At 63.8% G+C, this 12172-nt stretch carries 13 protein-coding genes; 9 read left to right on the top strand and 4 right to left on the bottom strand.

Annotated elements, in window-relative coordinates:
• The first annotated feature begins 62 nt into the window (after positions 1–62).
• Positions 63–1241 carry an MFS transporter gene (locus NKI64_RS06565; protein ID WP_023686172.1) on the top strand — a complete coding sequence of 393 codons (1179 nt, stop codon included), beginning with the start codon at positions 63–65 and terminating at the stop codon, positions 1239–1241.
• Between the two features lie 91 nt (positions 1242–1332).
• Positions 1333–2388 (top strand): succinylglutamate desuccinylase/aspartoacylase family protein, encoded by a 1056-nt coding sequence (locus NKI64_RS06560; protein WP_023804790.1) that lies wholly within the window; start codon positions 1333–1335, stop codon positions 2386–2388.
• Position 2389: 1 nt separating this feature from the next.
• Here the strand turns inward: NKI64_RS06560 and NKI64_RS06555 are convergent, their stop codons facing one another.
• A complete protein-coding gene (locus NKI64_RS06555; RefSeq protein WP_023669978.1) occupies positions 2390–3160 on the bottom strand; it encodes an isocitrate lyase/PEP mutase family protein in 771 nt (256 codons plus the stop codon).
• 321 nt (positions 3161–3481) lie between these two features.
• On the opposite strand from NKI64_RS06555, the gene NKI64_RS06550 reads away from it, so the two are divergent.
• Both NKI64_RS06550 and NKI64_RS06545 read left to right on the top strand, forming a co-directional pair.
• A complete protein-coding gene (locus NKI64_RS06550) occupies positions 3482–5671 on the top strand; it encodes an anthranilate synthase (RefSeq protein WP_023686176.1) in 2190 nt (729 codons plus the stop codon).
• A gap of 23 nt (positions 5672–5694) precedes the next feature.
• Complete coding sequence (locus NKI64_RS06545; protein ID WP_502901367.1) at positions 5695–6624, top strand: cation diffusion facilitator family transporter; 930 nt, start codon at positions 5695–5697, stop codon at positions 6622–6624.
• A 6-nt stretch (positions 6625–6630) separates the two neighbouring features.
• Here NKI64_RS06545 and NKI64_RS06540 read toward each other — a convergent pair whose 3' ends face one another.
• From NKI64_RS06540 to NKI64_RS06530, 3 genes are all read right to left on the bottom strand, one after another.
• Positions 6631–7017: a type II toxin-antitoxin system VapC family toxin gene (locus NKI64_RS06540; protein ID WP_023741041.1), complete on the bottom strand. Its 387-nt coding sequence runs from the start codon at positions 7015–7017 to the stop codon at positions 6631–6633.
• Positions 7014–7259 (bottom strand): antitoxin, encoded by a 246-nt coding sequence (locus NKI64_RS06535; RefSeq protein ID WP_352667095.1) that lies wholly within the window; start codon positions 7257–7259, stop codon positions 7014–7016. The genes NKI64_RS06540 and NKI64_RS06535 overlap by 4 nt, the downstream gene beginning before the upstream one ends.
• A 67-nt stretch (positions 7260–7326) precedes the next feature.
• On the bottom strand, positions 7327–8415 hold the full coding sequence (locus NKI64_RS06530) for a hypothetical protein (protein WP_352667092.1): 1089 nt from the start codon (positions 8413–8415) through the stop codon (positions 7327–7329).
• A gap of 100 nt (positions 8416–8515) precedes the next feature.
• Between NKI64_RS06530 and NKI64_RS06525 the strand changes: the two genes are divergently transcribed.
• The 5 genes from NKI64_RS06525 (at position 8516) to NKI64_RS06505 (ending at position 12152) form a co-directional block, all read left to right on the top strand.
• Positions 8516–8944 carry a DsrE family protein gene (locus NKI64_RS06525; RefSeq protein WP_023686179.1) on the top strand — a complete coding sequence of 143 codons (429 nt, stop codon included), beginning with the start codon at positions 8516–8518 and terminating at the stop codon, positions 8942–8944.
• A 73-nt stretch (positions 8945–9017) separates the two neighbouring features.
• The gene (locus NKI64_RS06520; protein WP_352667089.1) at positions 9018–9797 is read left to right on the top strand and encodes an SDR family NAD(P)-dependent oxidoreductase; all 780 of its coding nucleotides are present in this window, start codon (positions 9018–9020) and stop codon (positions 9795–9797) included.
• A gap of 79 nt (positions 9798–9876) precedes the next feature.
• On the top strand, positions 9877–10185 hold the full coding sequence (locus tag NKI64_RS06515; protein ID WP_023691624.1) for a putative quinol monooxygenase: 309 nt from the start codon (positions 9877–9879) through the stop codon (positions 10183–10185).
• Positions 10186–10265: 80 nt separating this feature from the next.
• Positions 10266–11354: an AbrB family transcriptional regulator gene (locus tag NKI64_RS06510; RefSeq protein WP_352667086.1), complete on the top strand. Its 1089-nt coding sequence runs from the start codon at positions 10266–10268 to the stop codon at positions 11352–11354.
• A gap of 45 nt (positions 11355–11399) precedes the next feature.
• Positions 11400–12152, top strand: coding sequence for an SDR family NAD(P)-dependent oxidoreductase (locus tag NKI64_RS06505; RefSeq protein ID WP_352667404.1), 753 nt, complete (start codon positions 11400–11402; stop codon positions 12150–12152).
• Positions 12153–12172: the final 20 nt, after the last annotated feature.

The raw sequence follows: 12172 nt of genomic DNA, 5'->3' as shown, positions 1-12172 counted from the left end.
GCATTGCGCGCGGCAAGGCTTCTCGTTCAGTCTGAATTGAACCGATTCAGTCTGGATTTTCCATGCCTTTGCCGATCCTTGCGCTTGCCATTGCGTCCTTTTGCATCGGCACCACCGAATTCGTCATCATGGGCCTGTTGCCGGAGGTTGCGGCCGATCTCGGCGTGTCGATCCCCTCGGCCGGCCTGCTGGTCACCGGCTATGCGCTGGGCGTCGTCTTCGGCGCACCCATCGTCGCCATGGCCACCGCGCATCTGCCGCGCAAGCCGGTGCTGGTCGCGCTGACGGCGATGTTCGTCGTCGGCAATCTGCTCTGCGCCATTGCGCCCAATTACTGGCTTCTGATGGCCGCGCGCGTCTTCACCGCGTTCGGTCATGGCGCCTTTTTCGGCATTGGTTCCGTCGTTGCCGCCAGCCTGGTGCCGCGCAACAAGCGCGCCAGCGCCATGGCGATGATGTTCGCGGGATTGACGCTCTCCAACATTCTCGGCGTTCCTGCCGGCACCGCGCTTGGCGAAGCCTTCGGCTGGCGCTCCACCTTCTTCGCCGTCGTCGGCATCGGCCTGATCTCTGTTGCCGCCATCGCCTGGCTGGTGCCATCCAATGTCGTCGAACCGAGCGGCGGCGGCCTGCGCAGCGAACTGCGCGTGCTGGGCAAGCTGCAGGTCTGGCTCGCCATGCTGATCGCCTCGCTGGCCTCGGCCAGCCTGTTTGCCGTCTTCACCTACATCAAGCCCTACCTTACCGATGTCTCCGGCCTGTCGACCTCCGCGGTCACCTGGGTCCTGCTGCTGTTCGGCGCCGGCATGACCATAGGCAACATCATCGGCGGCCGGCTGGCCGACTGGAAATTGATGCCGACGGTCATCGGCACGCTGCTTTTGATGGCAGTTCTGTTTGTCGGCTTCATGCAGTTCGGCGCTATCGCCAGCGTCGCCATCGGCGTCGTCTTCTTGTGGGGACTGCTGATCTTCGTCGTCGTGCCGCCGCTGCAGATCCGCGTCGTCGAAGCGGCTTCGGAAGGGCCGAACCTTGCCGCCACGCTCAACCACGGCGCATTCAATATCGGCAATGCCAGCGGCGCCTGGATCGGCGGCGTGGCTCTGTCGGCCGGCGTTTCCTATGCTCATTTGCCGCTGGTCGGCGCGGTGCTGGCCCTGCTGGCGGTCAGCGTAGCCGTTGTCTCGCAGGCGCTCGAAGGATCGGCGCCGATAACGACGGTTCCGGCCGCCGCCGAATAATTCCATTGCGCCCATGGCGGCGCGAACTGGACCAATCGACAGCCCTTCGGCAAAAGTGCATGTGTTCTGCCTCTTATCCTGGAGGCATCCCATGCAGAAATCGATCGAACGCATCGCCGGCGACACCGAAGGCGTTTCCTACGAATTCCCGGTGTTCCGCTTCGCCGGCGCCGACAAGGCAGCACCTTCGGCCTATCTCCAGGCAGCACTCCACGCCGGTGAACTGCCTGGTGTCGTCGCCATCGACGCGCTGATGCCGGCGCTGAACAAGGCCGAAGCCGAAGGCCGCATCAAGGGCAGCATCACGGTCGTGCCCTGGGCCAATCCGATCGGCCGCGCCCAATATCATTTCGGCGAGCACCAGGGCCGCTTTCATCTCGGCACCCGCAACAATTTCAACCGCGGCTTTCCGTTGCTCGCAGCACCGGACGCCAAGCTTTTGCCCGACACCACGCTTGGCACCCCCGACCAGCGATTGAAGACCCGTCTGGTGCAGCTGTCGCTCGGCCACGACATCGTGCTCGACCTGCATTGCGACGACGAGGGCCTTGCCTATCTCTACGTCCACGCCAGCCTGTGGCCGGCGATGGCCGATTGCGCCGCCGCCATGGGTATCGACGCCGTGGTGTTGTGGAGCGAGGACACCGACGGCACCTTCGAGGGCGCCACGATCATGCCCTACCAGAACGTCCCCGCCAACGTGGCGAAGCTCGACCGCCGCGTTGCCACCACGGTAGAATACCGTGGCATGCTGGATGTCGACGGCGCGCTGGCAAGTTCCGATGCCGAAGGCCTCTACCGGCTGCTGGCGGCGCGCGGCGTCATCGCCGATACCGCCCTTCCCGCACCCGGCGCGTTCAAGGGCCTCGTCGCGCCGCTGGAGAACATCGACATGATGCCGGCGCCCCGGGCCGGCGCCATCCTCTACGACGTCAAGCCCGGCGACCGCGTCGCCGAGGGCGCGCGCCTCGCCACCATCGTCCACACACCGGGCGAGGCCGGTGGCCGCACCGAAGTGCTGGCGCCGCAGGACGGCGTCATCCTGACCCGCCGCTCACGCCGCATCATCCGCGCCGGCGAGGATCTCTTGAAGCTGGTCGGCAACAAGAAGAGCGCCGACGCGAGGTCAGGCACGCTGGAGGACTGAGCTAACCCGAAATCGCCAGCCGCGCCTTGGCCTCCAGCCATTCGGCCATTTGCCGGTACGGCACCGGGCCGTGGCTGACACGGGCGACACCAAGCTCGGCCAGGCGCTGGCGCGGCGGCACATGCGCCAGCGCGATGATGTTGACCGGCAGCACGGTGGCCTTGCACAGCGCCTCGATCAGAGCCTCGTCGCCGAGCCCCGGCGCAAAGAAGCCGCTCGCTCCTGCCTTTTCATAAGCGTGCGCCCGCTCGATGGCCTGGTCGAGCAGCACGCTGTCATGCACATCCGGCTTGGCCTTGAGGAAAATGTCGGTACGGGCGTTGATGTAGGCGGGAATGCCGGAAGCCTTCACCGCCGCCGCTGCCGCCTCGATCCGCTTCACCTGTATGGCGATGTCGTGCAGGCCGGCGCCGCCGACGATCTGGTCCTCGAAATTGAAACCGATGGCGCCGGCCTGCAGGGCACGTGTCACCGTCTGGGCGACAGTCTCCGGCTCGACGCCGTAGCCGCCTTCGAGGTCCATGGTCACCGGCAGGTCGACTGCCGCGACGATGCGCCTGATGTTGTCCAGCGCCAGCTCCAGCGGGATTTTCTCGCCATCGGCATAACCAAAAGCAGCCGCGACCGGCCAGCTGCCGGTGGCGATCGCCTTGGCGCCCGCCCTCTCGACGATCTTGGCCGAGCCCGGATCCCAGGCATTGTAGAGAACGATCGGGTTGCCCCTGACGTGGAGCGCATGGAACCTGCGTGCGCGCTCGATCTGCTCGGTCATTGCTGTCTTCCCGTCTTTCCGATGTTGGACGAACAGTCTAGGCAGGACCCCAAGCCTTGGCGATGTGCCATGGGCTGCGGAAGCGGCGGCCACAAACAGGCCTTTCAAACCTGTTGCGCATCCGGCTTTTCGCCGCTATGGATTTCGCCCATGAACATGCGCTCGATCAAGACCATTTGGTGGTGGGCTCGCTGACAGCGGCCTGTTCGAACGCGTGCGCGTGAAAATAGAGGGTGGCCGCAACGGAATGTCCGGGCGGCCATTTGTTTTTTCAAAGCCATTCCCGGGTCCGTTGCCCCAACAAGCCATATGGAGACGGCAATGACGATGAAGGCTCTGGAAAACGGCGCGGAAAGCTTCGTGACCGCAGGTGGTGTCACCATCACCCGCGAACGCCACGACAAGCCTTACGCCGGTGCGATCGATGCCTATGTCGATGGCTTGAACTCGCGCCGTGGTGCGGTGTTTTCCTCGAATTACGAATATCCGGGCCGCTACACACGCTGGGATACGGCCATCATCGATCCGCCGCTGGTGATTTCCGCGCGTGGCCGCGCCATGCGCATCGAGGCGCTGAATGGCCGTGGCGAAGTGCTGCTGCCGGTGATCGGCAAGACGCTGGCGGGCATTACCGAGGTGACGATTGCTGAAACCTCGAAAAAGCTGATCCGCCTCGATGTCGCCAAGCCCGGCCGCGTCTTTACCGAGGAAGAGCGCAGCCGCGTCCCCTCTGTGTTTACTGTGCTGCGCGCCATCACCGCTCTGTTCAAGACCGATGAAGACGCCAATCTCGGCCTTTACGGCGCCTTCGGTTACGACCTCGCCTTCCAGTTCGATCCAGTCGACTACAAGCTTGAGCGCAAACAGAGCCAGCGCGATCTCGTGCTGTTCCTACCTGACGAGATCCTGGTCGTCGACCATTATTCGACCAAGGCCTGGACCGACCGCTACGATTATTCCGGCGACGGTTTTTCAACCGAGGGGCTGCCGCGCGACGAAATTGCCGAACCGTTCAAGACCGCCGACCGCATCCCGCCGCGCGGCGACCATGAGCCGGGCGAATATGCCAATCTGGTGCGCAAGGCGATGGACAGTTTCAAGCGCGGCGACCTGTTCGAGGTCGTGCCCGGGCAGATGTTCTACGAACGCTGCGAGACGCAGCCTTCCGAAATCTCGCGCAAGCTGAAGTCGATCAACCCGTCGCCCTATTCCTTCTTCATCAATCTCGGCGAAAACGAGTATCTGATCGGCGCCTCGCCCGAAATGTTCGTGCGCGTCAATGGCCGCCGCGTCGAGACCTGCCCGATATCCGGCACCATCAAGCGCGGCGACGACGCCATTTCCGATAGCGAGCAGATTCTGAAGCTGCTCAACTCCAAGAAGGATGAATCCGAGCTGACAATGTGCTCGGACGTCGACCGCAACGACAAGTCCAGGGTCTGCGATCCGGGCTCGGTGCGCGTCATCGGCCGCCGCCAGATCGAGATGTATTCGCGCCTGATCCACACCGTCGATCACATCGAAGGGCGCCTGCGCGAAGGCATGGATGCCTTCGACGCCTTCCTGTCGCATGCCTGGGCGGTCACCGTCACCGGTGCGCCGAAACTGTGGGCGATGCGCTTCATCGAGCAGAACGAAAAGAGCCCGCGTGCCTGGTATGGCGGCGCCATCGGCATGGTCAATTTCAACGGCGACATGAACACCGGCCTGACGCTCCGCACCATCCGCATCAAGGACGGCATTGCCGAGGTGCGAGCCGGCGCCACATTGCTCTTCGACAGCATCCCCGAGGAAGAAGAAGCCGAAACCGAACTGAAGGCATCCGCCATGCTCTCCGCCATTCGCGACGCCAAATTGGGCAATGCCGCAGGCGCCGAACGCACCACCGCGCGCGTCGGCGACGGCGTCAACATCCTGCTCGTCGACCACGAAGACTCCTTTGTCCACACACTGGCCAACTATTTCCGCCAGACCGGTGCCAATGTCTCGACCGTGCGTTCGCCGGTGCCGGAAGAAGTCTTCGAACGGCTGAAGCCCGATCTCGTCGTGCTGTCGCCCGGACCGGGCACGCCGAAGGATTTCGACTGCGCCGCGACCATCAAGAACGCCCGCGCCCGCGACCTGCCGATCTTCGGTGTCTGCCTTGGCCTGCAGGCGCTGGCCGAGGCCTATGGCGGCGAACTCAGGCAGTTGCACGTGCCGATGCACGGCAAGCCGTCGCGCATCCGCGTCTCCAAGCCCGGAATCATCTTCTCCGGCCTGCCCAAGGAAGTGACCGTCGGCCGCTACCACTCGATCTTTGCCGATCCGGTGCGGCTGCCCGACGATTTCATCGTCACCGCCGAGACCGAGGATGGCATCATCATGGCCTTCGAACACCGCAAGGAGCCGATCGCCGCCGTCCAGTTCCATCCGGAATCGATCATGACGCTCGGCCACAATGCCGGCATGCGCATCATCGAAAACATCGTTGCGCATCTGCCGCGCAAGGCCAAGGAAAAGGCCGCTTAGAAACGATGGCGGCGACGGACAACATGGCGGCGATCGCAGCGAAGGCAGCGGCCAGGCAAAGGATCGCCAGCCTTGCCTTCTGGTCGATTGTCATCGCCTGCGTGGTGCTCGCGCTCAAGCTTGCCGCATGGTACGTCACCGGCTCCGTTGCGCTCTATTCGGATGCGCTGGAGTCGATCGTCAACGTCATAGCCTCGGCCGCCGCCTATTGGGCGGTCCTGGTCAGCTACAAGCCGGCCGACCAGGACCATCCGTTCGGCCACCACAAGGCCGAGTATTTTTCGGCGGTGCTGGAAGGCGTGCTGATCGTGCTCGCCGCGCTTTTGATCCTCAACGAGGTCTGGCGCTCCTGGCAGACGCCGACCCCGCTCGAACAACCCTGGGAGGGCCTGGCGATCAACGGCGTCGCCACCGTCATCAACGCCTTCTGGGCCTGGACGCTGATCCGCGCCGGGCGCAGCGCAAAATCACCGGCGCTGGTCGCCGACGGCCGGCACATCATGACCGACGTCATGACCTCGGTCGGCGTCTTCGGCGGCCTCGTCGGCGCTATCCTGACCGGTTGGCAGATCCTTGATCCGGCGCTTGCCGTCATCGTCGCGCTCAACATCCTGTGGCAGGGCTGGCACGTCATCGGCTCGTCGATGAACGGGCTGATGGACCGCGCAGTGGACACGACCGAACACATGCACATTCGCGACATCATCTCGGCCAATTGCAAGGGCGCGCTGGAGGTTCATGACCTCAAGACCCGCATCGCCGGCCGCGCCACCTTCATCGAGTTCCACCTGGTCGTCGACGCCGACATGACGGTCGGCGCCAGCCACGTCATTTGCGACCGCATCGAGGACGCGCTGAAGGCCGAAATCCCCTCGGTGCGCGTCACCATCCATGTCGAACCGGACGACGAGGCGAAGCTGCCGAAAGGCACGACGGCGGTGCCGTTCGCGTGAGGCGAGTTACCACGTTTCGATAGTGAGATCTTTGATCCGCTCGAATTCCCGGATATTGCGGGTTATCAGCGTGAGGTCCCGAGCACGTGCCTGCCCGCCAATCAGCGCATCGTAGGGACCAATCGGGGTTCCCAGTGCCGCAAGCCCAGCACGAATCTCACCGGCATGTCTCGCGTCGTCTCGGTCGAATTCAAGTACCGGGAACTGCAAAGCTTCGATGCGCGCCAGATTTTGGACCTTTCGCTGGCTCTTTTCAGCGCCGTAGTACAGCTCATGCAAAACGACCGCCGAGAGAGCAAAGTCTTGTGGTGCATGCCGTTTGAGCAAAGCCAGCAGACCCTCGTCGCCCGAGATGATCGCTATGACGGCATTGGTGTCGAGCAGGTAGGTCACTTAAAGAGGTCATCCAAAGCAGGTCGATCCTGACCATCCTGACGCTCCAGCGCTCCCTGGGCGAAATCGTCGTCAACCGGTCCGATGACCTGGTCGAGCCATGCCCAATCCCGCGCAAGCGGCTCCAAGATGACAGTTTGCCCATGACGACGGATCGAAACCTCGTCTGCCTCGAACCGAAACTCCTTAGGCAAGCGCACAGCCTGTGACCGGCCTGACCAGAACACCTTTGCCTTGTCCATGTGCTATCCTCAAATGAGATATAGCAAAGATATATATACCATGGTAGCGTCATAGACAAGATCGAACTCAACGAGTGCAGGCCGACTGCGGCATAGCCTCCAACCGGTAGACCTTGTCATCGGACTTGGTCTTGCCATCCGCCGAGCACAGATCGACAATCGCCAGGCTGCTATTGGGGTTGGCCAGCATGAGGGTGCCGTTGGCGCCGCGCTTGAGGAAGATTTCCTTTTGCGCGATATCGCAGGAAAAATTGCTCATCTTCGAACTGGCCGCGCAGCGCCATTGATCCGCTTCACCCTGGCAGGAATAGGTCTGCGTGACCTTCGTCCCGTTCTTCCTGGTGGTCACCGAAACGGCGACATCGGAGCCGTCGGGCCAGTTGGCGACATCGCCTGAGGCAAAGGAGGCGAGTTCGACCGGCCCGCGGAAGACCCGGATCGACTGCGTCACCTGGTCGGGATGCGAGGAGAGATGCGCGGCATCGTAGTCTCGCCCGAAGCAGAAGGGTTGGTCCGGCTTCAGTCGCTCGCGCAAGGGAGCTCCAAGCGCCGGATCGATCGGGTCGATCTTGGCGAATTCAGCCTGGCAGGTTGCGGCCGGCATCGGGTCGAGACGGAAATTATCGTCCTCCGAGCCCAGCGCCTGCCGGTCATATTCGGCTTCGCCCAGTTCGTCCTCCGATCCGGCGTCGAGATAGAGATCGGACGAGACATCGGTGAGGATCAGGCGGCCTTTGTTATCGAGCTTCAGCGACGCCATGGTGCGGTCGCAGTCCATGCCGCAGCGGATCGGACCTGACTTGCCGTCCTCGGACTCGTGATTGCACCAGCCGCCGGCCCATTGCGGCGCCTTGGCGCCGCGCACCATGGTGGTGAGAAAACCGTTGTAGGAGGTGTCGGCGTTTGCCATCGGCTCCTCGTTCGGATGGCTCACCGGATCATGGCCATAGAGGAAGAAGATCCGCGCCACCTTCTGCTTTGGATGCGCCTTGAGGTGCGCCGCATCATAAACGCGGCCGAAACACGCATCGACGCCATTCGGGCTGAGTTCGGGTAATTTAAGCACATCGTCGGCCGCGGCCGAACCCGCAAGCGCGCCGAGCAGCACGGCGCCAAATCCAGCGCTGGCAACAACCTTCCACTTCCTGAACGCCATGTGACCCCCTCCTCGCATCGACAGGACGTAACGTGAATTTATGCTAGTATCATGGCCGCAGCCACGCAATTTGCGGGGAGCGCCAAGCCGAGAGGATGCCATGCGTCGACGCGACATGTTCCGGGCCAGCCTTGCCGGTGCCGCCGGCCTGTTCGGGCTGAGCCGGGCCGCCGCCGCTGAAGACAGACCGAAGGTCGCCTATCACCTCAGCGACCTCGATAAGGTCAATTTCGTGCTCGGCAACATCAAGAACCACTATGAAGGCACCGGCGGCAATGTCGACATCGTGTTGGTCGTGCATGGTCCGGCCCTCGCCGGCTTCAAGTCGAAAGGCATATCGGCGGCGATCTCGGGACGCTTTGCCGGCCTTGTCCAGCAGGGCCTTGAGCCGCATGCCTGCGGCAACACCATGCAAGGCATGGAGATCACGCTTGCCGACCTGCTCGAGGGCTTCCACGCCGCCGACAAGGGCGGCGTCGTCAAGCTCGCCGAACTGCAGCGCCAGGGCTACGCCTATCTCCGGCCCTGAGCCGCCACGGGCTTGAACGTGAAGGCCATGAGAGCCTACGAAGGGTGGCCAAACAGCCCGAAGGAAAGTGCTCATGACCGCGACCACCCTCGTCATCCCCGATCTTGCCGGCAAGGCGGTGCTGGTCACCGGCGCTTCGACTGGCATCGGTGCCGCCCTTGCACTGGCCTACGCCGGCCAGAAATGCCGGGTCGCCCTGCACTACAATTCGAGCCGCGAAGCGGCCGAAACGCTGGCCAAGACCATCCGCGACGGCGGCGGTGAGGTGTTCCTGACACAGGGCGACTTCTCACAGGCAGCCGATGTCGAGCGGGTAGTCGAGGAGAGCGCCGAAACATTCGGGCGGCTCGACGGGCTGGTCAACAATGCCGGCGGCATGCTCGGCCGCGTGCCCTATGCGGAGCAGACCGAGGCGCACTACGACGCGGTGATGGACCTCAACGCCCGCTCGGTGCTGACGGCCTCGCGCAAGGCGATGCCATGGCTGAAGAAGCAGGGCGGCTTCATCGTCAACACCTCGTCGATCGCGGCGCGCAATGGCGCTGGCGGCGGCGCCGGGCTGTACGGTTCGGCCAAGGCCTTTGTCTCCAATGTGACGCGCGGCATGGCCAAGGAACTGATCGGCTTCGGCATCCGCGTCAACGCGGTGGCGCCGGGCACCATCGCGACACCCTTCCATGAGCGCTATTCCACCGACGAGCAGATGAAGGGCATGGTCGCCACCATTCCTCAAGGGCGTGCCGGCACGGCCGAAGACTGCGTCGGCGCCTATCTCTTCCTGTCCTCCGATCTCCTGAGTGGTTACATCACCGGCCAGGTGATCGAGGTGAACGGTGGCCAGTTGATGCCGTGAGCCGGCAATTGCATACTGCGTCTCGCAACCATGCATGTCGTGCGCACGTTTGCTGAGGTTGGAAGAAAGGGGAGAGGCAATGTACGGATTGATCGGAAAGATGCGGGCGGCGCGCGGCCAGCGCGACGCGATCATGGATGTGCTGCTCGCCTCGACCGGCGCCATGCCGGGTTGCCTGAGTTATGTCATCGCCCGCGACCCGGCCGATGCCGACGCGATCTGGGTGACCGAAGTGTGGACCGACGCCGCAAGCCACAAGGCTTCGCTGCAGCTGCCGGAGGTCCAGGCAGCGATCGCCAAGGCCCGGCCGATCATCGCCGGCTTCGAATTCCAGGTCGAGACCCATCCGGCCGGCGGTTTCGGCCTGCCCGCCATCAAGAACGAGTGACATCCCAACGCGGGGTCGGGGTCGTGAATTTCGTCCGAGACAGCGTTCGCATTTTTCTCTTCCAGGTCTAAGACCCAAACATGGACTCTTCGCCAGACCAACCGGCCGTCGAACGCATGGCGCGCATGCGTCCGGTTCGGCAGTGGGTGGTGCTGCTGATCGTCTCGCTGCTATTCGCCGGCGCGCTGGAATACGCCGCACTGCCGGCGGCGCTGCTGATCGGCCCGATGCTGGCGGCGATCCTTGCCGGCACCAATGGCGCCACGGTGCGCGTGCCGCGGCCGCTGTTCGCCGCCGCCCAGGCCTTGGTCGGCTGTCTGGTCGCGGCGTCGATCTCCACCGACATTTTTTCGGTGTTCTACAAGGAATGGCCGCTGGTCCTTGTCGTGGTGCTGGCGACCCTTGCGGCGTCCAGCCTGCTTGGCTGGTTGATCAGCCGCTGGCGCATCCTGCCCGGCACCACCGCGGTCTGGGGCTCGTCGCCGGGTGCTGCCACTGCCATGGTGCTGATGGCCGGTGCCTTCGGCGCCGATCAGCGCCTCGTCGCCTTCATGCAGTATCTGCGCGTCATCTTCGTCTCGATGACGGCGGCGCTCGTCGCCAAGATGTGGGTCGACACGTCGGGCATCGAGGTACCAGCCATCGTCTGGTTCCCGCCGATCGAACCGGCAGCCTTTGCCGCCACGCTCGGCGTGGCGCTGGTCGGCGGCCTGCTTGGCCGGTTGTGCCGGCTGCCGTCACCCTTCTTCCTCGGCACTTTCATCTTTGGCACCATAGTCCATCTCGGCTTCGGCGCGGCGATGCAATTGCCGCCATGGCTGCTGGCGCTCTCCTATGCGATGGTCGGCTGGTCGATAGGGCTGAACTTTACCCGGGCGATCCTGCGCCATGCGACACGGGCGCTGCCGCAGATCGTCGGCTCTATCGTCGTGCTGATCGCCTTTTGCGGCGGGCTAGCCTGGCTGATCAGCCACGTCCTTGGTATCGATCCGCTGACCGCCTATCTCGCGACCAGCCCCGGCGGCATGGACAGCGTCGCCATCATTGCCGCCGCCGCGCAGAACGTCGACATATCCTTCGTCATGGCCTTGCAGTCGGCCCGCTTCCTGGTCGTGCTCATCGCCGGGCCGAGCATAGCGCGGCTGGTGGCGAGAGCCGTCAGGGACTGAGATTCAAATATGCAGGGAAGAGGAAAAGTGCCCATGAACCGTCGTGTGAATGCCGTCGATCTCTCAGGCCGGGTCGCCGTGGTGACCGGCGGCGCGCAAGGCATCGGCCTTGCCGTCGCCCGGCGACTGCTGTCATCGGGTGCCAGCGTCGCCCTCTGGGATGTGGACGAGACCGCCATGGCGAAGGCCGTTTCCGAACTCGCCCCGCTCGGCCGGGTCGAGGGTTTGCTGTGCGATCAATCGCTGATGGAGGCCGTCGACAGCGCCGCGACCGAAACCGAGCGCTCGCTTGGTCCGGTCGATCTGCTGGTAAACAATGCCGGCATCGCCGGACCGGCAGCGACGGTGGCGGATTATGATCCTGCCGCCTGGCGCCAGATAATCGACATCGACCTCAACGGCGTCTTCTACTGCTGCAAGCGCCTGGTGCCCGGCATGATCGCGCGCAGCTACGGCCGCATCGTCAACATCGCCTCGGTCGCAGGCAAGGAAGGCAATCCGAATGCCGCCGCCTATTCCGCCGCCAAGGCCGGCGTGCTCGCGCTGACAAAATCGCTCGGTAAGGAGTTGGCCGGCCACGACATCGCCGTCAATGCGCTGACCCCATCGCCCGCCCGCACCCGCATCCTCGAACAGCTCACTGAGGCCCAGGTCGCCTACATGCTGGGCAAGGTGCCGCGAGGCCGGTTCGTCGAAGTCGAAGAGGCGGCTGCGATGATCGCCTTCATGCTATCGGACGAAAATTCCTTCACCACCGGCGCAACGTTCGATCTCTCCGGCGGCCGCGCCACCTACTGAGAAGCGTCGCTGTTCCTTGC

The sequence above is a fragment of the Mesorhizobium sp. M0478 genome, assembly GCF_040321305.1.
GTDB lineage: Bacteria > Pseudomonadota > Alphaproteobacteria > Rhizobiales > Rhizobiaceae > Mesorhizobium.
The sequence above is the reverse complement of the archived record's forward strand: the minus strand, read 5'-3'. Positions and strand labels throughout refer to the sequence as shown.